The following is a 23,333-nucleotide window of genomic DNA, read 5'->3' on the forward strand; positions in this document are numbered from 1 at the left end:
AAATTAATGATCGAAATCCTTCCGGATAAGTGCGACTTTTGCGGCTGCTGCGTGGGCGTATGTCCCGAAGATGCAATTGAACTAAAAGAAGCAGAAATATTTATCATTGATCCACGCTGTACGAATTGTTCAAAGTGTGTGTGGTCTTGCCCGATTGAAGTTATTAAGTTTAATAAAAATGGAGTTGTGGCATGAGAAGTCTTCAGTCCACAGTCTTCAGTGCTCAATTAGAAATATAGAGCAAGCTTATAGTGAGCAGTTTTAGAGATTTGAAAGTTTATCAAAAAGCATTTAAACTGGCGATGGATATTTTTAATATAACAAAATCATTTCCAGAAGAAGAAAGGTATGGTCTAACAATTCAGATTAGAAAATCTTCAAGAAGTGTATGTTCATCAATTGGGGAAGCATATAGAAAAAGGAAGTATCCTGCTCACTTTGTTTCTAAAACCACAGATGCTGATATGGAAAATTCTGAAACACAGGTGTGGTTAGACTTTTCTTTAAGCTGCAAATACATGAATAAACAGATTTATCAAGAGTACAAAGAACGATCTGAAGAGATTGGAAAAATGCTAAATCATATGATCGAAAATCCAGGGAAGTATGAATAATAATTTATCAACCGTTCTAAAAATTGCAGACTGCCCACTGAAGACTGTGGACTTATTAAGTAGAAATAGTCAATCCATAAATGAAAACAAAATATGATATAATAGTAGTCGGTGCAGGTCCCGCCGGAAGCATGGCAGCACGATTTGCAGCAGAGCAGGGTGTTTCCGTTTTGATGCTTGAGAAAGACCGGGATGTTGGTTATCCAGTCCGCTGCGGCGAGGCTATCAGCAAGGCTGGGGTAGAGGAATTTATTCCAAGCGATGACAAATGGATTGCCGCCAGGATCAGCAAGTTTTCTTTCATCGCTCCTGATGAAACTGAAGTGATTGTTGATTTTGGTGATGCCGGTTACGTTCTCGATCGCAGAATTTTTGATTACGAACTTGCACGAACTGCCGCCGAAGCAGGCACACATATTATTACACGCGCTTACGTGAACGGGTTATTGTTTGATGATGGAAAAGTTATCGGAGTGAAATATGAATATCAGGGCGAGCAAAGGGAGGTTAAAGCAAAAGTTGTAATTGCCGCTGATGGAGTTGAATCGCGCGTTGGTCGCTGGGCTGGATTAAAAACTCATATTGACTTTCGCGATATGGAAAGTGCAGTACAAATTACTGCCGCAAACATTCCTGTTGATCAAAGCACTCTTTACTTTTACTTTGGTAAAGATGTTGCCCCTAATGGATATTTCTGGGTCTTTCCGAAAGGACACAACAAAGCCAATATTGGTCTTGGCGTAAGTGGATTGATTGGCAAGAAAAAATCTGCACAATCTTATTTAAATGATTTTATGGATAAGCATTACCCAAACGCTCCTGTGCTTACTACAATTGCCGGGGGGGTTCCATGTTCAATAACTCTTGATAAAATTTCTGCTCCCGGAATTATGCTTGTTGGGGATGCTGCACGACAGGTTAATCCACTCAGCGGCGGGGGTATTGCAAGTGGAATGATTGGCGGAAAAATTGCAGGCACAATCGCGGGTGAAGCAATCAAAAAAAATAATATTGATCAGATCTTAACTTATGATAAAGCTTGGAACGACAGACTTGGCAAACGCCACGAAACTTTTAACAGAATAAAAGAAGGTATATATAATTTTTCTGATGACAAGTTTAACAGCATCGCAAATTCAATTTTAAAAATCCCAATTGAGAAAAGGACGCTCGGTAAAGTTTTTACAACTTCACTTATGCATAACCCATCCTTGCTTATTGATATTGCAAAAGTGTTTGTTGTGTAGCAATCAAAACCGATTGACTTTGTAATTGTTTTGTTCTACATTTCAGTAGAATAATTAACGAGGTTATAATGAAAACGTTATTCTTTCTTAGCGTTCTTTTGTTCTCGGCCCAATTCTTCCCGCAATCACAATTATTAAAAGTTGGCAGTGCCGCACAATTTTCAAATGAAACGATTGAGTATTGGCTTGTACTAACAACCGGCATAGTTAATATCAATGACAAAGAATATTTCACACGCCAAATTTATTCCCCATGGTCAGATCAAGCTTTCTTTTCTAATATTGCTTATGAAAGAATTGAAGGTGATAGCTCCTATTACATTTTGAATAGTAACAATGAAGATTCTTTGATATTTAATTTTAATTGGGACGCTGGAAAAATTATTTCGAGAGACACCAGTGATAACAATATTATTGAAGAACGAATAGATAGTATCAGCATTGGAACTATATACATTCCGCAGGACACAATTTATTATATTAGTAATTACAGTATCGATGTTTCGACAGGTGACACAAGTTATTGGATACCCCCTTATTATGAATACACAAAAAAACTTGGCAGAATTGGACAGGGAATTTTTGTTTTTATGAGCGGAGCTAAGATTGATGGAGTCAGATATGGATTTGTACTTCCCTACCCCGAAGAAATTACTTTCTCGGCTGATAGTATTTATGTACAAGCCGATGGAGATTCAGGTTCAATTTATATTGTTAACAACTCTGATTACTATGTAAGTCTCGATTCGATTTTGACAAATTCGATTTATGGATATAATGGAAAATTCTTCATGAGGGGGAAGGAGCATTTTTTCTACCTGGTACAATACTACCCTAATCAATACAGCGATACACTTACAATTAATATTTCCGCTCATGATTCTATTATTGTCTCATTCTTCAATGTTGACCTTTGCCCAATCTGTGTTAATAGTGTTGAAACTTTTTTCCAGGACACACTACAGTTTGAATTTTCTTTCCATGAATTATATAATTACACTTTTTCTAAATTGATTGGCATTTCAGGACAGGGTCATCTATCAGCAGTAGGGGTGGAGGAAGAGTTACCGTATAATTTTGAATTATTGCAAAACTATCCAAACCCATTTAACCCAAGTACAAAAATAAAATACACAATCCCAACTGTCACCCTGAGCTTGTCGAAGGGCGACACGTACGTCACTTTAAAAGTCTATGATGTACTTGGAAATGAGGTGGCTGTTTTAGTTGATGAATTTAGACAAGCAGGAATTTATGAAGTTACTTTCGATGCTTCACAATTATCATCCGGAATTTATTTCTACACTTTGAAGGTTTACCCCGTAAGCGAGGCAGGAATTTTTATCGAAACGAAGAAACTGGTTTTGATGAAATAATTGAAAACGCTGCTGAATTGTTTTTATGTTTTAAAATTTAAATTACCAAATCAATTTTGGTTAAAATTATATAAGATAATAAGGCTTCGAAATTTCTGTCGAAGCCTTATTCAGAAGGGAAAGTAAAGTTATTTTATTAACGTCATTTTTCTTGTGCTGATAAATTTTCCAGCCTTTAATTGATAGAAATAAATTCCATTACTCAAATTAGCAGCGTCAAAATTTATTGTGTACTCACCGGCACTTTGTTCTTTATTTACTAACTCTGTAATTTGATTCCCAAGCAGGTCATAAACAACTAAAGTAACATATTCGTTTTTCGGTAACTCGTATTTTATTTGTGTTGTAGGATTAAAAGGATTGGGGAAATTTTGATTCAACCGAAATTCTTTCGGTAAAATTTTAACCTCTTTTATATCAGTCAAAAGAATCGTACCCTTCAGCCAAAAATTTGAATCCCATGGATGATTACTCCAATCACCCCAGATCTCCATTTCTGCATCACTCATTCCATCTTTTCCAAATCGGTCACCGCCAGGATAGCCTGCATTGAGATCACATCCTTGTGCAGAATTGACCATGTTGGAATCATAAGCGCCAACAAGGTAGGTGGAAAAGATAAGTTTGGTTGGAGAGTTCAAATCAAGATTGAGATTTTCCCAGAAGACCCAGCCGCCTGTAAATGTATCACCAACGACAACTTCATTTGTTTGGAGGATTGTACCAAGTGAGTCTCTAATATTTAGTTTTAGAGTAACTTCGTGTCCGGTGCCGGTTCCATTGATAGCTGAATCAAAGGGTGCGGTAAAATAAAACGCAAATGACTCAAGTGTAATTGCTTGCTCAATTGTTATACTTTGAGCAACACCAGATGTTCTTTGTGAGCCAGCTCGATTATCCCCGCCATACCAGCCACTTGCATTTAGTGTGTCGAATCTGATTTCATACGATTGTGAGTAAACAGTCATTGAAAACATCAAGAATGATAGAATAGAAACAACAATTTTCATTTGTAACCTTTCTTTTTTTAGTGATATGATAATTTCCTAACTACCCTCAGAACAAATTGTGTGCCTTAGAATTACTTAAGAGATTTTGACTGAAAAAATTGCACACTTTAAAAAATCTCAAAACATTCAAAATTCTCGCTTCTATCATTTGAAAAATAATCTAATTTCTGCGAATAAAATTTAATTATATCTGCTATTGTGAAGATGTTATTTTTACCTGAAGAAAAGACCGAAACCTGAGTCAAAATATTTTAGACTCTGATGCAAAAAATCCCTGAATTATAAACTCAGGGATTTTAGCGGAGAGACAGGGATTCGAACCCCGGAATGCCAAAGGCATTAACGGTTTTCAAGACCGCCGCATTCAACCACTCTGCCATCTCTCCGTATTTTTACTAATTACCTGAATTTTATTTATAAACCGCCTCCCCCATTTAATAAAAATCATTTAATCTACTGCAAATATAAAAATTGTTTATCTTTGGGCAAAAAAATTATCTGCAACTATATAACTATGCCACAAACTTTTACTCCATACTTAGATGAGTTCAAACATTTTGCAAAGCTGCTTTCAATGGAAAGTGCAAAAATTATTAAACAATACTTCCGGACACAAATTAAGGTAGAGTCCAAAGAAGATAGTTCACCTGTTACCATTGCCGATAAAAAAGCAGAGGAAGCAATGCGTGAATTAATTTCTAAAAACTATCCCACATTCGGAATTATAGGTGAAGAGTTTGGAATTCATAATCCAGAGGCAGAATATAAATGGATTCTTGACCCAATAGACGGCACAAAAAGTTTTATTTGCGGCGCACAATCTTTCGGAACTTTAATCGCACTGACTAAAAATAATGTCCCAATTTTGGGAGTTCTCAATCAGCCCATTCTAAATGAATTTTTAATTGGTGATAATTATTCAACTGAGCTTAATAATTCAATAGTAAATGTTAGAAAATGCGAAAGACTTAACGACGCAGTTTTGTTAACTACCGATCATCTTAATATTGCGAAGTATCAGCGAACTGATAGATTTGAAAAACTTATCAAGCTTGTTAAGCTTTATAGAAATTGGGGAGACTGTTACGGCTATTACTTGGTAGCTACGGGTTTCGCAGATATAATGATTGATCCGATTATGAGCCTTTGGGATACGGCTGCCATTTTACCAATCATTAAGGGGGCTGGAGGAATAATTACAGATTACAGTGGTGGAGAGCCACTTAATGGCAATAGTATAATCGCATCTGAACCGGGTATTCATTCTGAAATAATCAAAGTATTGAATGAGGATTAGCTTTGTAATTTAGAACAGAAATAGAAGTACGATTGAAATTATTCCAGCAAGAAGAGAAATTATTTTTGAATGTTCCGTCCTGAATATTATAACTGTTGAAATAATCCAAAGCATTAAAAATAAAATCGGTTGTAAATTAAATAAGTCGGTAATTTTAGGAACGAAATGATTTATTGCTCCAATCTCATAGCTTAATTTTAATGGAGTAAAAATCAGGAATCCGAAAAAGAAAAATATTGTAATAAACGCGAGCTTTTTAATTTTCTGATTAATGTTGAAATATTCCAGCCCCGTTCTCACTGCAAGCGTCATTCCTAAAATAAGGAATAAGGAATAATAGAAATCAAGCATCGAAGGAATTTTTCCGGTTACTTTCATTTCAATAAAATTATTTTGGGGGATAGTTTTTGTCTTATCGCCTTGCTTGAAATTTATTCTATAAAAAATATTTTTACCAACTTTCTGCGGCGGTATCATTGCAGAGTAAGTGCCTTTCCCAAAAGTCATATCAATTATTTGCAAGTCTTCATCAGTAGTTTTCCATTCTAATATCCCACTTAGATTTTTGTTATCGGTTTGAACTAAAATTTTTATCTGCTCATCTGCCGGGGCAGTTTTTTCTAATCTATATAATAGTTCGGAATTTCCGATTGCAATGACTCCGGTCAATGGATAATTACTGCTTGTAATTTTTTGTAGATAAAATGAAAGAAATACAATTACAACTGCAGAAATCCAAAGTATAATATTTTGCTTAACCAAATTTAAACTCTGATTATTTTTAAATTAAAGATAAATAAATTTAGCGAGAGAGAAGAGAAAGGATTCTCATCCGGATTGTATGTCCGGATGAGAAGTATATTAAAATGAAGTGCCTATTTTGAATCTGAAATTAGCGAAGACGGAAACTGCCCCAAAATTACCTTCATTATCTTTGGTGAAAATAACAGAGGGACCAATAGCAAATGCACTAAAGCCCCAACTTTCCGCAATCTTCTGAACAAGAATATCCAGGACAAATTGATTCTGCCGTACTGGACTTTTAACCATTGCATCAAATCTAAAATCGAAAGTGCTGCCTGCTAAAGATAATTCTCTACCGGTAAGTCCTATGTGCGTTTCATTCAGATATCTTGCGACATCAACTTTCGCCCGCGTTGAGCCAAGTACCCTAACCGGATAGCGAAACTCCCAGTTAAAATAATCTCCACTTATGATAAGAGATTTATATCCAAGTGTATCACCCCGATGAAAATACTCTGTATCGAAAGCACCAAGCTTTGTTTCGGCAGATTTATCAGATTTCATATAACTGACCTGGAAAAAATTTCCAAATGGAATAACATATCCTATTTGAAATCCTGCAGAAGCATAAACATTATTATGAATGTTTGTTGTTCTTAAATCTGTAAAGGCATCAATCCTTCCGAAGCCGCCTCCAAAAAATCCAAGGATGTGAAAATTTGCTTCAATGAAATTTGTTTCAAGCGGACCGGAATAGGGGGTTCCAAGTCCCATCGAAAGTCCAATATCTTTTTTAATTGGAATACCAACCCGCTCACCTCCGAATAATTGAAGGAAGGGATTTATGTATTGCAAGGTAGGGGATATTTGTGACAGTGTGGGTGGATCAAGCACTTTACTAATCCTTATCTTTTCAATAACTCTTGAAAAAACACTGCCGAAGTGAATGTCCTCTTCAAGATTTATCTTAAAAGGATAAGTAATTACACGTGCACGAGTTTGTGCATCCAAAGCAAGAAAAGGATAGAGAGCACCTTTTATTGAAATTGTCTGATTGTTTGCATCACGCAAATCAGCAATGATTTCTGCCTTTGGGTCAGGTGGATCAATAAACAATTCAGTCTGAATTTGAATGAACAGACTATCGTCTAAAGGCTCCATCTGAAAGTAAACTATTGGTTCTTCTTCATCCTGAGCTTTAATTATTGGTGAAGAAAAAACAAAAATGACAGAAACCAACAAGAAAGAATAAATAAGAGAACGCATTTTTTTATCCGTAATTATTTTGAGAAATCTGTGAAATAAAATGAATCGCCAACCTGTACTCTGTCTTTAGACTTCTCATCAACTACAGTAAAAAAGAAATTAACTTTATATCTGCCATCCGGCTCCCTTAAATTGCCGAATTTATCTAACCAATCATCAAATTTATTTTCGGTAGATGCAATTTTTAACGAAACATTATAAACAAGATCGCCTTTCGAATTTTTTTGAGGACCGCTAACAGAAATTGGACCCGAGTTTGAAACTTTTAGTTGTTCCGGTCTTTCATCCATAATTGTAACTGTGAATACTGTAATTCTTTGCAAATCCTGAACATAAATATCACTACCGTTCATTTTTGTAGTAACACGCTCGATTTTTACATCCGGTGGTCGGTTAGCCACTACTTTCATTCTTTCTTCCTGGCTTCCAAACTTTGCAAGCAGTTCAGTCTGGTCAGTCAAATCGAATCGTTTTTCTTGCCCCGGGGGTATAACCACAATCGGATTACTCATATTTCTCGGATCGTAAATCTTCGTTTCAACATCGCCAGTATTTTTAGCAACATTCCATGTGTGCTGGATAAAAGTTTGCTTAAGCCCGATCGGTAGTTGGGTAAGTTTTTGTTCCTCAACAGGCTTTTCTTCCTCTATTGGAGGAGGAGGTGTTTCTTCTACGATTTCATTAAATTTTTCGACTTGTTGATTTAATGCAACTAATCTTTGCCGTAAGGCTTCATTTTCAACAACTACATTTGGATCAATCTGTATTGAAAATTTAATATTCTGCTTTGCTAGTGAATCAAGCAATGTAACTAATGAATCTCTTATTCGCTTATCTACGGTATCTTCTTCCAATGCTACTCGGCGCAAATCAAGATCAGCACCTTTTAGCGCAAGTACTGTAATTACAAAAATGTAAAGTACCTGGTAGATAATGAATTTACTATCTCTGCTTTTTTTTTAATGTTTTCATCTTCATTTTATTTTTTAACTACAATAGCTTCAAGATGCTTGAGACTTTGAACAGTCTTCTCATCACTTAAAGAAGTTGAAGCCTGATGAATTGATGTTGCTACTCCTTTAAGCTGTTCAAGCCTTTCAGAGCTGATTGAAGGAGAATTATTAATCTTGTCAACAAGCGAATAAACCGCTGAGAAGTTTTTCATTATAACTTCACTCAATTGAGATGACTGAACTAGTAACTCTTTGTACTTGGAAATATCCTCAACAGAATTAGAGCCTGATTTTAAACCAGATTGTGAGCTAAACTGCTTTATCAAAGCACGAGAGTTTTCAATTTGTATTCTTGAGAAATACCTGTCTTTAATATCCTGAACGTGATTGACCACATTCTGAAACTTTACTCCTAATTCATCAAGAACCGGTTCAAAAAGTTTGCCGAGTGCAAGTACGATTAAAGCCTTCACTTCAAATGGAACCGATAATCCAAGAAAAACCTCTTCACCAAATCGAATACTTATCAATAGAATAGCCGCTCCGATAAGCGGTAATGCTGTGGAAATACTATCTATCACACTTGTATAAGAATCAATAATTCTATCAATAGTTTGAGATGCAGGTGTTCTAATAATTTCCAGCTTGAGATTACTATACGCCAAATAAGAAAGAAATAAAAAAAGAGAATAAACAACTAATGGTAACCACCAAAAGCTGTATGGTGAGACCATCGTTGGATCTGGTGTCCAATTTGGAAAGAGCGATTGCGCCATGTTCATGGTTATATTTCCCAAGATTGGTACGTATGAAAGATCTAAGAAAAAGGAAACAAAGAGTGCTATTACGGAGATCATAGCCGGTTTGATAATAAGTGCAAACCTAATATGGTTCACCGCACTTTTTGTGTACTTATCAAGTTCTTCTTCAAGTCCGTTTTTCAGGAAGAAGTCATCTTGATTTGAAGAATTAAGTTCTTCGTCTTTTTGTTTTGTGTTGTCTGCCATCACTAACCTTCAGATTACTAAAAATTATTGTTAATTATATTTGCATTTACGTTAAGAAAAATTCATTTCGGAACTTTCTTAAACAATTATAATGCCACACTTACTAACTGCTAAATACTTTTCAGATATTTTACCAGTTAAGAATGAATTTAATAAAATTCATTCAATTAAGCTCAATTCTATTTTGGGTGAAAATAAATCCCAAGCTCTTTGATTATTCTATATTTTATTGAAAATATTCTGAAAAGGTATGTTATATCAGAAAAGCGAATTGAAAATTATGAATTTATATAATAATTTCAAACTTTACTTTTATGCACCTAGATTCTGACTTGAAGTGTAATTCGGTAAAAATGGAAGTAATTATTACATATTATAATACAAGCCAGCAAAATTTATAATAAAGAACTTTTAATTGGCTGTGTAATCTTTTTTACATTTTAACAGCTAAAATAAAGTAATTTTGGCTGTCTCTTTAAAGATATTTTCTTCAGATAACAATGAATAATGGTCCGGAACCTCAAACTATACGAAATAAATACAAGAGTGTGGCTCAAACGATTTGGCGAATCGGCAAAGCTCTCTTCTATTCCAGATAATATATTAGACGACTTTCAGTCCAAGGGTCTAAATATTATTTGGTTGATGGGTATTTGGAAAACTTGCCCGGACTTAATTGATAGATGCTGCTACGAACCGGAACTCGTTACAGCCTACGGCAATGCGCTTAAGGACTGGAGCCGGGAGGATTTAATCGGTTCACCTTATTCAATTGACTGTTATCAGCCAGAGGCGTTTGTCGTATCCGCAGAAGAATTGCTTATACTAAAAGAAAAATTAAACAAAAGAGGTATCAAACTTTTCTTGACTTTGTACCGAATCATTTTAGTGCTGAAACCACATTTTAAAATCGAATCCTGAAATATTTTTACAAGCTGATGAGGAAACTTTCATTAAAAATAGCTATGGATTTTTTAAGGATGAGGTTTCAAAAAAAATTTTTGCTCACGGGCGCGACCCTCTTTTTTCACCATGGACTGATACAGTACAGGTAAACTACTTCAATCCTGCAACCCGAAAATTTATGATTGACACGCTGTTAAAAATTTCTGAACTATGCGATGGCGTCCGTTGCGATATGGCTATGCTCGTGCTTAATAATGTTTTTTACAATACTTGGGCAGGAATTTTAAATAAAGCTAATTACAGCAAACCCGAAAATGAATTTTGGTCTGATGCCATTAGATCAATTAAAAATAAAAAGCCTGATTTCATCTTTCTGGCAGAAGCCTATTGGGACCTTGAATGGAATTTGCAGCAAACTGGCTTTGATTATATTTACGACAAAAGATTACTCGATAGACTTTCTGTCAATGATGTTGCAGGAATAAAAGCTCATCTTACTGCCGAAAAAGATTACCAATTAAAATTAGTGCGATTTATTGAAAATCATGATGAACCGAGAGCTGTTTCAAAATTTGGTGTTCAAAAATCACTGGCAGCGGCGGCTATAATTAGTACTATTCCCGGAATGAAATTTTATCACGATGGTCAATTCGAAGGAAAAAAGATTAAACTTCCTGTTCAACTCGGTCGTGAATCAAATGAAAAGATTAATCTTACGGTTCAAAGTTTTTACACAAAAATGCTTGAAATTACAAAGCACCCTATATTTATCGAAGGCGACTGGGAACAACTTGAGCCCATTTCTGCAGGGGGAAATAATCAATCATTTCAGAATATGTTTGGCTGGCGATGGATACTCGGCACTGAAGAAAGGATAATTGTTGTGAATTATTCAGAAACAACTTCACAATGCAGGCTCAAAATGCAGATGAGAAGTTTTGCACCTAAATTAATCCTTATTGATTTATTAACTGAAGAGATTTATAAAAGATCACCTGAAGAAATAAAAACTATCGGTTTATTCATCGAGCTTAAAGCTTACAACATGCATATTTTCACTTCGATTAGTTGAACTATTTATTTCGAACCCCTATCTATATAAATGAAAAATATATTCGTAATTATTCCTGCATATAACGAAGAAAAGTCTATCGGGCTTGTTATTCACGAAATACCAAAGCACATTGTAAGCGAAATTATTGTCGTCAATAATAATTCAACCGATGCGACGGATGAGCATGCTAAACTTGCCGGGGCAACAGTTCTTTTCGAATCGTACCAGGGTTATGGCGCAGCTTGTTTAAAAGGAATCGAATATCTAAAAAATAAAAATTGTGATATTGTAGTTTTTATGGATGGCGACTTCAGCGATTACCCTGAAGAGTTAAGCCTTTTAATTAACCCCATCCTTCAGGATAATTTTGATTTCGTTGTTGGAAGCAGAATATTAGGAAAAAGAGAGAAAGGATCCCTGCCCTTTCAATCGCGCTTCGGCTCTGTTGTTGCTGGACTTCTTATTAATTTATTCTGGAGAATCAAGTACACTGATCTCGGTCCCTTCAGGGCAATAAAGTTTGAGAAACTTCTTCGGCTAAATATGGATGACAAATGGTACGGCTGGACAGTGCAAATGCAGATACGTGCTGCAAAACAAAAATTGAAGATAATCGAAATTCCTGTTAGTTACAGAAAACGAATAGGAAAATCTAAAGTTACCGGTACACTAAAAGGAACTGTTATGGCAAGCATAATTATTCTCAAAACAATTTTCAAAGAATTTTTTATCTTTTAAAATATGAAGTACTCATTGATAGTGCCGTGCTTGAATGAAGCGAAATTTATTACAGAGTGTTTACGGAGTATCCGAAAAAGTTTTGGCAGTGACGAAATTATTTTAGTTGATGGCGGAAGCTCCGATAAAACTCTTGAACTGGCTTATCTTTTCGATGTTAGAATAATTAAATCAACCAAAGGCAGGGGCATACAAATGAATGCCGGTGCTGAAAAAGCAAGTGGTGATATTCTAATTTTTGTTCACGCAGATACTTTTATTCCTGATAATGCAAGACAGCTAATTGAGAATGAATTTGCAAACCCAATTATCAAAGTTGCAACTTTCAGATTGGGTTTTGATGCCGACCACAAAATATTAAATTTCTATTCGAAGTTTTCGAATTATGACTCAATGTTTACTAAGTTCGGCGATCAATGCGTAATAATCAGGAAAAGTTTTTATGACGTGCTTGGTGGTTTCCCTAAGTGGAGTATTTTTGAAGACGTTCAATTATGGAGCAAAGCCAGAAAGAAAACAAAAATAAAAATACTCGATGCTGCAGTAGTTACCTCTGCCAGAAAATTTCTTCTTGGCGGAATTGCCCGGACGCAAATTCAAAATGCGCTTCTATTTATAAAGTATTTTCTTGGAATGGATCAAACTAAAATTGCACAAAGCTATTACTCGATGAATATTAAAAAGAAAAATGCAATTATAATTTTCGCTAAGTATCCTAAACACGGAAATGTGAAAACCCGTCTTGCAAAAACACTTGGCGAGAATGTTGCAACAAAATTTTATATTAGCTGTGCCTCGCACGTTTTCAAAGAATCTCTAAAATTGAAAAAGACGGTTGTACCCTTCCTTTTCTATCCGGATCGAGAACAATCAGATGAGTTAAAAAACTGGGCAGGTAGAAAATTTATTTATAAAATTCAGAATGGCACTGATCTCGGACAACGAATGTCAAACGCTTTCGCCGAAGTTTTTAAAAATAATTTCGAGAAAGTATTAATTATCGGGACAGATATTCCCGATCTGTCATCCGGTTTAATAAATCAAGCATTATCTGAATTAGACAAAAACGATATTGTTATTGGACCTTCAACTGACGGTGGTTATTATTTGTTAGGAATGAAAAAATTTCACCTGGATTTATTTAATAATATTCAATGGAGTTCCGAGGAAGTATTAAATAAAACTTTGAATATTATTAATCAGCAGGATTTAATGTTTACTTTACTTCCTAAGCTAATGGATATTGACACTGAAGAAGACTTAAAGCTATGGTACTTAAAAACGAATACTAAGAATTCTCATCCAGTAAAAGAATTCATAAAATTGACTTTACAACAGGCAAATTAATTGAAACTAAAAATATTTAAAAAATCCATGGATGATCGTTTTCTGCGTTTTCGCTTTTAATTTGAATGCTCAATATCCTACCGATAATTTGCACAAAGAATTTACAAAGGTACTCGGATTAAATGTCAAAAATGGAAAAGTTGATTATAAAAATCTTTGTGCTGATAAACGCTTTGAATCTTATTTGCAACTGCTTTCATCAACCGATCCATCCTTATTAAAAAGCGATAATGAAAAACTAGCATTCTGGATAAATGCCTATAATGCTTTCACACTAAAAATTGTTTGTGATAATTATCCGGTTGAAAGTATAGTTGATATTGGCAGCGGTGGCTTGGTTGTTGGACACGTGCTTGGCACAACGGTTTGGGATAAAGAATTTATTACCATTAACAAAAAGAAATATTCTCTCAATGATATTGAGCATAAAATAATCCGGGAGAAATTTAAAGAGCCGCGAATACATTTTGCACTTGTATGTGCTTCTATTAGCTGCCCGCCTTTGCGCGATGAAGCTTTTACAGCGGAGAAACTTGATGATCAATTAAATGATCAGGCAAAAAATTTTCTTAATGATAACTCCAAAAATGTTTTTGATCTAAAAAATCGAAAGGCAAAAATTTCTAAAGTATTGGATTGGTACGGAGATGACTTTGCAGGAAAATGATCAACAGATGCTTAAGTATCTTACAAAACATTTACCCGAAAAAATTGCTGCTGACTTGAAGAATCATTCGGATAAATGGAAAATTGAATATCTTGACTATAATTGGAATCTTAATGAATTTAAATAAGGGAAAAATTTTTATTAAATAACGGAAAGAATAAATGGCACAAAAAAAATCGTTAAAGAATGATAAGCCAATCGGCAAAAAAACAGTGGAGAAAAAACCTCTCCTTGATGCTAAACAGAAAAACAGAATCTGGACAATTGTTATTCTGGTAATACTTTTGATTTTTTTTATAATCAATAATACCAAGGACGAACCCGAACAGGGACAATATCCACCTAATTTTTCACCAACACAGATTAATAATAAATAATTAAGGAGTTTTTAATGAAATATATTTCTGTTCTTGTAATCTTATTTTTATTTTCATTTAACGCACTTGGCTGCAATACAAAAAATGAATCCCCCGAATCCAAATTGAATGAATCTTCTTTAACTTCCGGTGATAATAAAGCATCAAATTTTATTTTGAAAAGTACTGATGGAAAAGAAATCAAGTTATCGGATTACAAAGGAAAAATAATAATATTAGATTTTTGGGCAACCTGGTGTGGACCATGCCGCAGAGGTATTCCTGATCTTATCTCAATTCAAAAAGAGTTTCAAAATGATGTTGTTGTCATTGGTATTTCTTTAGATGCTGAATCAACCAAAGATGATATTAAACCATTTATGAAAGAAATGGGAATTAATTATCCAATCGTTTACGGCGATGATAAGGTTGTAACTGATTTCGGTGGTATTGAAGCTATTCCAACTTCATTTGTGATTGACAGGCAAGGCAACATAGTTGATCAACATGTGGGCTTGGTCTCTAAAGATGTTTTTACAAATAAAATTAAAGAGTTGAAAAAATAATTTTTCTTTTGATCTTATTTCAATATAAAAAATCCCGGCATCAACCGGGATTTTTTATTAACTATTTTTTTTAGAGATCAGAGTCCTTCTCTCAAAAATTTTGGTTGTTCGAGAGTAAGGATGAGAGAAATTCTGTGTGTATCGGGTAATCTTTCAATTTCAGAGGAACTAAAACGGGCAAATGAATAGTCGAGATTCAACTTCGGAAGTTTAACACCGGCACCAACTGTAAATTGTTTTACATCATTATAACCTGCTCGAATAAAAACAAGGTTGCCGTAATTGTATTCGAATCCTGTGTGAGTATCAAAACTAACCGGACCAATATTAAAGTACGATGCAAATTGTCTGTTCTCAAATCTAATATCAAAATCAACAGCGGGCGTTAATCTTCCCCAAAGAATGTCCAAACCGTAAGCAGCACCTAATTTAAGAGTCGGACTTACAAGTTCATTTCTTCCGGTGCTCCAGGAAACAAGGGTGGTGGTAGCATCCTGAAGATTTGCACCAAGCCAAAGATTTTCCATCGGAGTATAAAGTGCGCCAATGTCAAAACCAATTCCATTTGCAGTAAACTCGGCAATATTTCTACGGATCACTTTTATGTTTGCACCCCAATAAAAATCCTCGGAGTGACGTTTAGCAAAAGTCAAATAGAACGCCCAATCCTGATTGCTGAATTCAGTTATGGCTCCATAATCTAATCTGTCGTCGCGAATATCAGTAATACCATCGCCGTTTGCATCATACAAGGCACTTCTTGTATCAGGTATTCCATCTACACCGAGCCGCATCACACTTAATCCAAAACTCATATCGGTTCCAAAAGGAATAGCAACAGCACCGTAATCATAATTAACTAAATCACCGAATTGTTCCGCATGCATTAACGATATTTGAGGATAATTAAGATGAGCTAAACCGGCAGGGTTGTAATAACCGGAAGTAACATCATTGGCAAAAGCAGTAAATGCCCCACCCATACCAAGCGCTCTTCCACCAACCCCGATTGCCATAAATTCGCCAGCATACTTGGCAATTACAGTTTGAGCATTTAGTTGAGTTAAAGAAAAAAGTAAAACTGTTGATACAAAAATCTTTTTGAACATTGAACAAACTCCCGTTAAATATCAAAATTGATTATTTCTGCTGCCAAAATTGGTAAATAGATTTTCAAAGTCAAGGCTAAATTTTCTTGATTAAAAATTACATTGAGATTGAAGATGGATTTGAGAATAGGTTAGTGATTTTATAGGGCAGCAGAATATTGTCTTTAATGAAACTGAAATAAGCTATTTATTTTAGATTACTGATTCAATAAATCGGTGAAGCTGGAAAATTTATTTAATTAAGTAGAAGCTTGATTGAAAATTATTAAGTCTCATCGAGAATTTTCAATTTCACTAATCCTCTTTAGTAACTTGCCGCTGTCAAAATCACCATAAGCATAAAGTTCATCCTGAATAAAAAGGGCTGGTGCGATAAAAATTCCCTTCTGTTTGACCCGGTTAATGTGATCAACATGATATGAAATATTGGAATTCTGATTTGCAATGTTCCTGATTTTTTTTTCGACCTTTTCGCAGGAAGTGCAATTTTCGGTAACAAAAAGAGTAAGTGTCATTTTTTTTAGGACAAATATAAACCAAGCAGCACAAGCTCTTTTGTCGTCTTCAAGACAAAAAGCAGACTATTTTAGCAATTCCTTTAACTTATCCGGTTTCTTAATTACTAATTTTTTTCTGTCAAAATCAATAATGTGATTATCTCTTAATTCTGTTAATACAGTATTCACAGTTTGTCTTGAACAAGCAGTCAATTCAGCTATATCCTGATGTTTGAGGAAAGGCTTAACGAAAAATTCATCCCCAACTTTTTTACCCTGTTCTTCAGATAGTTTTATCAGGAAAGAAACAATCCTTTGATTAGCGTCCTTAAAAATCAACTCCTCTATTCTCTCAGAATATTTTTTTAGTCTAAGCCCTATCAACCTGGTAAGTTTTAGATTGAGCCCGGGATTTTTATCAACGAACTGTTTGAATTCTTCTTTGTTGATTGCACAAACTGTGCAATTATCCATAGCGATGGCAAAATCTGTTCTTTGACCTTCGTCTATGAAAGCAAGCTCGCCAAAAACCTCACCCATGTTCACCAAACCTAATATCATTTCTTTTCCGTCAGTTGAGCTTCGGGTCAATTTTACTCTACCTTGTTTTAAGAAAAATATTGAGTTTGATGGTTCTTTCGCAAAATATATTGGCTGGTTTTTCGGAAATTCGTGCATGGAAGAAATTTGCCCCAGCTCCATCATACTATTTTCCTTTAATTCCTTGAAAATGTTAAAGTTTTCCAGGTACCATAGTTTTGTTTTCTCTGCCATAGCTTCACTCGATTTTGATGATTGTTTGCTTAGTTACTGATAGACACAAGTCAAATTAGATATTTATGATGTAAATAAAAAGAAAAAATATTTGTTAATAACCGCTCCTTTTTAAGCTTTTATTATCTAAACCTTAGAATCTGTCAGGTGCACGACATTTTTTTTGCATAACATCAGTTAAAATTGAACCGTAAAAATAGAACAAACATAATCATTTGAGATCTATTGCCCATTACTTTGTGGAGCACCCTCTCACTTCACTAAGTCTAAGCCCTCTAATTTTTTAGAGGGCTTTTTTATTTTAAATATTATTTCAAACTGAATCAAACATAATTAGTTTTGCATAAAAGAAAGTTATCATTTAGTAAATAATGTATTCTAAAAATATTTTCGCCAATCTATATTTATTTTTTTTTATATGTTTAACCTGCCTTCAGGCACAGGAACAAATGCAAATTAAATCACCCACATTGATTCCAATTCCAACTAATTATTATTACATAGATGAAGAGTTCAAATTCAACGATTGTACAGCAATCTTAATTGACAAATCCGATCAGGAATCTTTCTTGCTTGCATCTTACCTTTCGGAAAAAATATCAAAATCAACCGGCAAAAGTTTAGCAATAATTGATAAAAAAGGATCGGGTGAACAAAATAATTTTATTGCATTATTGACTGATAATTCCAAAAGTTCGCTTGGTGATGAAGGCTATGAATTGAGTGTATCTAACAAAGTTGTCTTTCTCTCAGCGTATAAACCATCCGGATTATTCCACGGTATTCAAACTATCAGGCAATTACTCCCGCCTGAGATTGAAAAACTAAATGGTTCTGAAATTCAAAATCTTTCGTTACCCGGGATTATTATTTTAGATAAACCAAAATTTCCCTGGCGTGGAATGCTTTTAGATTGCTGCCGTCATTTTATGGATAAAGAATTTGTTAAGCGATATATTGACTTATTAGCTTATCATAAAATGAATGTGCTGCATTGGCATTTAACTGAGGATCAAGGATGGAGGATTGAAATAAAAAAATATCCGGAGCTAACAGAAGTTGGTGCATGGCGAAAAAATGATGATGGAACTCTTTACGGCGGTTATTATACGCAGGAAGATATTCGTGAAGTGGTTGAATATGCTAATTCAAGATACATAACAATCGTTCCCGAAATTGAAATGCCCGGTCATTCTATGGCTGCTATCACGGCTTATCCTCAATTATCCTGCACCGGTGGTCCGTTTGATGTTGCTGCAACGTGGGGAGTTTTTAAAGATGTTTATTGTGCAGGTAACGACAGTACATTTACTTTTCTTGAAGATGTTTTAACCGAAGTGATTCATCTTTTCCCCGGAACATACATTCACATCGGCGGTGATGAGGTTCCAAAAGATAGATGGAACAAATGTGAGAAGTGTCAAAATAGAATTGAGTCGGAAGGGCTTGGAAATGAAGCCGAGCTTCAAAGTTATTTTATTAAACGAATAGAAAAATTTCTCTCGTCAAAAGGGAAAAGATTAGTTGGCTGGGACGAAATACTTGAAGGCGGGCTGCCACCCGAAGCCACTGTACAATCTTGGAGAGGCATGGATGGGGCGATTACCGCAGTGCGTTCCGGTCACGACGCGGTCGTTTCGCCTACAAGTCATGCTTATTTTGATTATGACCTTGCTACAACCGATCTTGAAAAAGTTTATTCGTTCAATCCAATCCCCCCCGTGTTAACTGCTGAAGAGCAAATACATATTCTCGGCGGCGAATGTAATATGTGGACAGAAAGTGCACCGCAGGAAAAAATAGACAACAAAGTATTTCCCAGAATTTTAGCTATGGCTGAAGTTTTGTGGAGTGCCAATCCTGATCGAAACTTTGATGAATTTTTCCAACGGGTTTATTTCCATTATAAAAGATTGGAATTTTTAGGAGTAAAATTCGGCAGTGAAAGCAGTCCGCTAAAGATATCTTCTTATTTTAATCCGGACGATCTCTCGATCAATGCCGATATTATTTCTAAGGACAGCTCGTTAAACATTTATTATTCCACTGATGGCTCAACTCCCTCTGAACTCTCCAATGTGTATTCGAATACTTTAAAGTTTTTTGGTTCTGCTAAGTTAAAATGCAAAGCATTTAAAAACGGTATTCGTTATGGTGAAACTGTTGAGAAGGAATTCATTTTTCACCGAGCTTTGGGATTGAAACCTTCATTTACATTTAATTACAGCGATAAATATAATGCCGGTGGGGATTTTGCTTTAACTGATGGTGTAAAAGGTTCACTGAATTTCAGAGACGGTTTGTGGCAGGGCTTTGAAGGCGATGACATCGAGGCGGTTCTCGATTTGAAAGGGACTCAGATTATAAATGAAATATCTATCGGATTCATTCAAGATGTAAGTTCGTGGATATTTTCCCCGGTTAATGTGGAATTTTATTCTTCTCAGGACGGGGTTGATTTTGAACTAATAAAATCATTTGAAACAGAAGTAACTAAAAATCCTGATGTTCAGATAAAAAATTTTAATTCACAGTTTGAACATTTATCAGCGCGGTATATTAAAATAACGGCAAAGAATCTTGGCACTTGTCCTGACTGGCATTATGGCGCTGGCGGTAAAGCATGGATATTTGCAGATGAAATTATCATTAAATAATCGAAAGTACACATTATGAGAAGAAGAAATTTTGTTAAAGCTGCTTCAATAAGTTTGAGTTCTGCACTGCTTACTAAAAATTCTATTGCGAAATCGTTAAACACTTTTGGTCAAATTAATAAGACTACTAAGCCAATTGTTATATCAAGCGGAAATGGCTTGCGTGCTACGGAAAAAGCAATGGAGCTTATTTTAAAAGGTGAAGACGCCCTTGATGCCTGTATCGCCGGAGTAAATATTATTGAAGATGATCCGAATGATCACTCGGTTGGTTACGGAGGAATTCCAAACGAGGAGGGTGTGGTTGAACTTGATGCCTGTTGTATGCACGGACCGACTCATAATGCCGGCGGTGTTGCAAGCATTCAAAATATTAAAAACCCTTCAAAGGTTGCTAAGCTTGTAATGGAAAGAACCGATCACGTATTAATTGTCGGGGAGGGTGCGTTAAAATTTGCAAAGGCTCACGGCTTCAAAGAGGAAAATATTCTTACCGATGAAGCGAGAGAAATTTGGTTGTACTGGAAAGAATCTTTAAGCAATAATGATGATTGGTTTACTCCTGATGGAAAGGAAGTTCCTGAAGCAGTTAAAAAATATTTCGGAATCACAGGAACAATTTCCTGCCTTGGGATAGATTTGAACGGTAATATTTCCGGTGTTACTACAACAAGCGGGCTTTCGTTTAAAATTCCGGGCAGGGTTGGTGACAGCCCGATTATAGGCGCGGGACTTTATGTTGATAATGAAGTCGGCGCTTGCGGCTCGACCGGGCGGGGTGAAGAAAATCTGAAAAACCTATCCTGCTTTTTAGTCGTTGAAAAAATGCGCGAGGGACTTTCGCCTGCTGAAGCCTGCATCGAAGTTTTGAAACGTGTTGATCATAATGCAAAGATGCCTTCGCTGCGCAATGAAAAAGGACTGCCAAACTTCGGGCTGACTTTCTATGCGATAAATAAGAATGGCGAGTTTGGCGCTGCTTCTATGTTTGGACCGCTCAAGTTTTCGATAAATGAAAACGGCAATAACAGACTGGAAGAAGCGAAGTATTTGTATAGCTGGTAGAAATAGTATTCCTCAAAAAATTTCATTGAGACTTTGGTTATGTGGCTGCCTTTTTGAATACTCACATTGCAAAATCGTTTTATTTCTGGATTTAATTTTTCATTATTCATTGTAAATTTTTAATTAAAAAAAGGACGTACGCGTTTCCTCAAAGCAAAGCTGCCTTTATAATACGTAAATGTAATTTATCCCTTATTTCTCAATTTCAACTTCAGCAATTACAGGAAAATGATCTGAAGGATATTTGCCGTCAAAAGTTTCAGAAATTACTCCGTGTTCTTTCACTTTTACTTTGTCGTTGACAAATATGAAATCAATTTTATTGCCCGGCTTAATATCATTTCCAAAACCATTAAAAGTTATGTGCGAGCCGTAGTGAATATTGCTGTTCACTGTTTCGGCATCATTCAGATGAAATCTTTTTTCACCATCTATACCGTTGGTCAAAATTGAATAGGGAGGGGAATCACTTTTGGTATTAAAATCGCCGGTAAGGATGGTGGGGTTATCGCCTGCAATTTCTTTTATCTTTTTAAGAATAAGTTTCGCACTGTTGATGCGCGCCGATTCACCAATGTGATCGAAATGAGTATTGAATACAAAAAACTTTTGCCCGGAACTTTGGGAAGTAAATTCAGCCCAGGTGACAACTCTTTTAAATGCAGCATCCCATCCTTTCGAAACTGAATCGGGCGTTTCTGAAAGCCAGAAAGTTGATGTGCGAATCAACTTATATTTTTCTGTGTTAAAAAATATTGGCGAGTACTCCCCTCCTTCTTTGCCGTCTTCCCTGCCAACCCCAACCCAATCATATTTTGGAAAAGAATTTTTAAGATCAATTATTTGAGAATGAAGCGCTTCCTGAAGTCCAAAGATATCGGCTTTGTTAAATCTTATAACCTCTGCGACTAAATCCTTCCGGGAATTCCAGGAATTATTTGCTTCATCATCAGCGCTGCCTGCGAAGCGAATATTGTAAGTCATTACTCTTAACTCAGCATTATTCTGAGCTGATATGAATGAAGCCAGAAAAAGAAAACATATCAACGACCAATAATTTTTCATAAACATTACTCACTCTCTTATTATTTTGAAATGAAAATTATAAAAATAAAACCGACTTATGAATTCAATAAATATTGAAACACTTAAAAGAAACCTTCCCAAAGAACCGGGAGTTTTGGGTAAAGAAGAATACTTCAACTCCGCAGTCTTAATTGCGATAATAAAAATCAATGGCAAAGATAATTTTCTTTTTGAAAAACGTGCTGCGAACATCAGGCAAGGGGGAGAGATTTGTTTTCCCGGCGGAGAAATAGATCTTAAAACAGATTCAACTTTTGTAGACACAGCATTAAGAGAAACTAAAGAAGAGCTTGGCATTCCGAAAAATAAAATTGAAATAATCGGTTCCATGAATACATTAGTTGGACCAATGGGTGTGACTGTGGATCCGGTAATCGGGTTTTTAAATATTAACTCCATCGAAGAAATAATTTATGATGAAAAGGAGGTGGAAAAGATATTTGCTCTGCCAATAGATTTTTTCTTCAAACAAAAGCCGGAAGAATTTAAACTTAAGATGGAAATACAGCCATCCTATATTAATGAAGCGGGCGAAAATATTATTCTACTTCCAGCAGAAGAACTTGGGCTGCCGGTTAGATACACTAAGCCGTGGAAAGCTAAAGTACACACCGTCCTTGCTTACAGAACAGAGTTCGGAACTATTTGGGGCATCACTGCTAAGTTGATTTATGAATTTATAAAGCTTGTTTGATGTTGAATGGCAATGCCATCAGCGTTCGGTGAGTTAATTAGAAAACAATCTTTAATCAGTCTTTACAGGTAATTTTTACAAGCCAGCAGTAAATTTTCGCTTCCTGCCACTCTATTTTCCCTTCCTATCACTTTATTTTCGCTTCCTGTCACATAATTTTCGCTTCCTATCATCTCATTTTTGCTTCCTATCATCTCATTTTCGCTTCCTGTCATCTCATTTTCGCTTACTGTCGTCTCATTGTCGTTTCCTGTCGTCTTATTTTCGCTTACTATCACTTTATTTATGTATGCTGTCAATTGA

At 35.4% G+C, this 23,333-nt stretch carries 24 protein-coding genes, 1 tRNA gene and 1 pseudogene; 15 read left to right on the plus strand and 11 right to left on the minus strand.

The window, feature by feature from the left end:
- Positions 1–6: 6 nt before the first annotated feature.
- The 4 genes from IPH11_06515 (at position 7) to IPH11_06530 (ending at position 3,237) form a co-directional block, all read left to right on the plus strand.
- The gene (locus IPH11_06515; GenBank protein ID MBK6913314.1) at positions 7–195 is read left to right on the plus strand and encodes a 4Fe-4S binding protein; all 189 of its coding nucleotides are present in this window, start codon (positions 7–9) and stop codon (positions 193–195) included.
- Positions 196–251: 56 nt separating this feature from the next.
- Positions 252–614 carry a four helix bundle protein gene (locus IPH11_06520; protein ID MBK6913315.1) on the plus strand — a complete coding sequence of 121 codons (363 nt, stop codon included), beginning with the start codon at positions 252–254 and terminating at the stop codon, positions 612–614.
- 80 nt (positions 615–694) lie between these two features.
- The gene (locus IPH11_06525; protein ID MBK6913316.1) at positions 695–1,861 is read left to right on the plus strand and encodes an NAD(P)/FAD-dependent oxidoreductase; all 1,167 of its coding nucleotides are present in this window, start codon (positions 695–697) and stop codon (positions 1,859–1,861) included.
- 791 nt (positions 1,862–2,652) lie between these two features.
- A complete protein-coding gene (locus IPH11_06530) occupies positions 2,653–3,237 on the plus strand; it encodes a T9SS type A sorting domain-containing protein (protein MBK6913317.1) in 585 nt (194 codons plus the stop codon).
- A 128-nt stretch (positions 3,238–3,365) separates the two neighbouring features.
- On the opposite strand, the gene IPH11_06535 is transcribed toward IPH11_06530, so the two are convergent.
- Together IPH11_06535 and IPH11_06540 are read right to left on the minus strand one after the other, a co-directional pair.
- Positions 3,366–4,247 carry a T9SS type A sorting domain-containing protein gene (locus IPH11_06535; protein ID MBK6913318.1) on the minus strand — a complete coding sequence of 294 codons (882 nt, stop codon included), beginning with the start codon at positions 4,245–4,247 and terminating at the stop codon, positions 3,366–3,368.
- 300 nt (positions 4,248–4,547) lie between these two features.
- A tRNA-Ser gene (locus IPH11_06540) sits at positions 4,548–4,633 on the minus strand.
- Between the two features lie 128 nt (positions 4,634–4,761).
- Here IPH11_06540 and hisN point away from each other — a divergent pair.
- Entirely contained in the window at positions 4,762–5,544 is a 783-nt protein-coding gene (gene hisN, locus IPH11_06545; protein MBK6913319.1) for a histidinol-phosphatase, read from the plus strand.
- Between the two features lie 9 nt (positions 5,545–5,553).
- On the opposite strand, the gene IPH11_06550 is transcribed toward hisN, so the two are convergent.
- The 4 genes from IPH11_06550 to IPH11_06565 all read right to left on the minus strand — a co-directional run bounded on the left by IPH11_06550 (position 5,554) and on the right by IPH11_06565 (position 9,514).
- Positions 5,554–6,306 carry a hypothetical protein gene (locus IPH11_06550; GenBank protein MBK6913320.1) on the minus strand — a complete coding sequence of 251 codons (753 nt, stop codon included), beginning with the start codon at positions 6,304–6,306 and terminating at the stop codon, positions 5,554–5,556.
- Between the two features lie 99 nt (positions 6,307–6,405).
- On the minus strand, positions 6,406–7,554 hold the full coding sequence (locus tag IPH11_06555; protein ID MBK6913321.1) for a hypothetical protein: 1,149 nt from the start codon (positions 7,552–7,554) through the stop codon (positions 6,406–6,408).
- Positions 7,555–7,568: 14 nt separating this feature from the next.
- The gene (locus IPH11_06560; GenBank protein MBK6913322.1) at positions 7,569–8,408 is read right to left on the minus strand and encodes a hypothetical protein; all 840 of its coding nucleotides are present in this window, start codon (positions 8,406–8,408) and stop codon (positions 7,569–7,571) included.
- A 125-nt stretch (positions 8,409–8,533) separates the two neighbouring features.
- Positions 8,534–9,514: a hypothetical protein gene (locus tag IPH11_06565; GenBank protein ID MBK6913323.1), complete on the minus strand. Its 981-nt coding sequence runs from the start codon at positions 9,512–9,514 to the stop codon at positions 8,534–8,536.
- Positions 9,515–10,018: 504 nt separating this feature from the next.
- Between IPH11_06565 and IPH11_06570 the strand changes: the two are divergent.
- From IPH11_06570 to IPH11_06600, 7 genes and pseudogenes are all read left to right on the plus strand, one after another.
- Positions 10,019–11,492 (plus strand): annotated as a pseudogene (locus IPH11_06570) (glycosidase).
- A gap of 30 nt (positions 11,493–11,522) precedes the next feature.
- Positions 11,523–12,212, plus strand: coding sequence for a glycosyltransferase family 2 protein (locus tag IPH11_06575; protein MBK6913324.1), 690 nt, complete (start codon positions 11,523–11,525; stop codon positions 12,210–12,212).
- Between the two features lie 3 nt (positions 12,213–12,215).
- Positions 12,216–13,559, plus strand: a complete 1,344-nt coding sequence (locus IPH11_06580; protein MBK6913325.1) for a TIGR04283 family arsenosugar biosynthesis glycosyltransferase — start codon at positions 12,216–12,218, stop codon at positions 13,557–13,559.
- 61 nt (positions 13,560–13,620) lie between these two features.
- Complete coding sequence (locus IPH11_06585; protein MBK6913326.1) at positions 13,621–14,226, plus strand: DUF547 domain-containing protein; 606 nt, start codon at positions 13,621–13,623, stop codon at positions 14,224–14,226.
- On the plus strand, positions 14,207–14,353 hold the full coding sequence (locus tag IPH11_06590) for a hypothetical protein (GenBank protein ID MBK6913327.1): 147 nt from the start codon (positions 14,207–14,209) through the stop codon (positions 14,351–14,353). Before IPH11_06585 ends, IPH11_06590 begins: the two co-directional genes overlap by 20 nt.
- A 34-nt stretch (positions 14,354–14,387) precedes the next feature.
- Positions 14,388–14,603, plus strand: coding sequence for a hypothetical protein (locus tag IPH11_06595; GenBank protein ID MBK6913328.1), 216 nt, complete (start codon positions 14,388–14,390; stop codon positions 14,601–14,603).
- 14 nt (positions 14,604–14,617) lie between these two features.
- Positions 14,618–15,148: a TlpA family protein disulfide reductase gene (locus tag IPH11_06600; GenBank protein MBK6913329.1), complete on the plus strand. Its 531-nt coding sequence runs from the start codon at positions 14,618–14,620 to the stop codon at positions 15,146–15,148.
- A gap of 77 nt (positions 15,149–15,225) precedes the next feature.
- Here the strand turns inward: IPH11_06600 and IPH11_06605 are convergent, their stop codons facing one another.
- From IPH11_06605 to IPH11_06615, 3 genes are all read right to left on the minus strand, one after another.
- Positions 15,226–16,257, minus strand: coding sequence for a PorV/PorQ family protein (locus IPH11_06605; protein ID MBK6913330.1), 1,032 nt, complete (start codon positions 16,255–16,257; stop codon positions 15,226–15,228).
- Positions 16,258–16,529: 272 nt separating this feature from the next.
- The gene (locus IPH11_06610) at positions 16,530–16,772 is read right to left on the minus strand and encodes a thioredoxin family protein (protein MBK6913331.1); all 243 of its coding nucleotides are present in this window, start codon (positions 16,770–16,772) and stop codon (positions 16,530–16,532) included.
- Positions 16,773–16,838: 66 nt separating this feature from the next.
- Positions 16,839–17,528, minus strand: coding sequence for a Crp/Fnr family transcriptional regulator (locus IPH11_06615; protein MBK6913332.1), 690 nt, complete (start codon positions 17,526–17,528; stop codon positions 16,839–16,841).
- A gap of 449 nt (positions 17,529–17,977) precedes the next feature.
- On the opposite strand from IPH11_06615, the gene IPH11_06620 reads away from it, so the two are divergent.
- Positions 17,978–20,185 carry a family 20 glycosylhydrolase gene (locus IPH11_06620; GenBank protein ID MBK6913333.1) on the plus strand — a complete coding sequence of 736 codons (2,208 nt, stop codon included), beginning with the start codon at positions 17,978–17,980 and terminating at the stop codon, positions 20,183–20,185.
- 15 nt (positions 20,186–20,200) lie between these two features.
- The gene (locus IPH11_06625) at positions 20,201–21,250 is read left to right on the plus strand and encodes a N(4)-(beta-N-acetylglucosaminyl)-L-asparaginase (GenBank protein MBK6913334.1); all 1,050 of its coding nucleotides are present in this window, start codon (positions 20,201–20,203) and stop codon (positions 21,248–21,250) included.
- A gap of 192 nt (positions 21,251–21,442) precedes the next feature.
- Here IPH11_06625 and IPH11_06630 read toward each other — a convergent pair whose 3' ends face one another.
- A complete protein-coding gene (locus tag IPH11_06630) occupies positions 21,443–22,321 on the minus strand; it encodes an endonuclease/exonuclease/phosphatase family protein (GenBank protein MBK6913335.1) in 879 nt (292 codons plus the stop codon).
- Between the two features lie 52 nt (positions 22,322–22,373).
- Here IPH11_06630 and IPH11_06635 point away from each other — a divergent pair, with 52 nt between their 5' ends.
- Positions 22,374–23,030: a CoA pyrophosphatase gene (locus tag IPH11_06635; protein ID MBK6913336.1), complete on the plus strand. Its 657-nt coding sequence runs from the start codon at positions 22,374–22,376 to the stop codon at positions 23,028–23,030.
- 62 nt (positions 23,031–23,092) lie between these two features.
- Here the strand turns inward: IPH11_06635 and IPH11_06640 are convergent, their stop codons facing one another.
- The gene (locus IPH11_06640) at positions 23,093–23,329 is read right to left on the minus strand and encodes a hypothetical protein (protein ID MBK6913337.1); all 237 of its coding nucleotides are present in this window, start codon (positions 23,327–23,329) and stop codon (positions 23,093–23,095) included.
- Positions 23,330–23,333 lie beyond the last annotated feature (4 nt).

It is taken from the genome of Ignavibacteriales bacterium, assembly GCA_016709155.1.
GTDB lineage: Bacteria > Bacteroidota > Ignavibacteria > Ignavibacteriales > Ignavibacteriaceae > JADJEI01.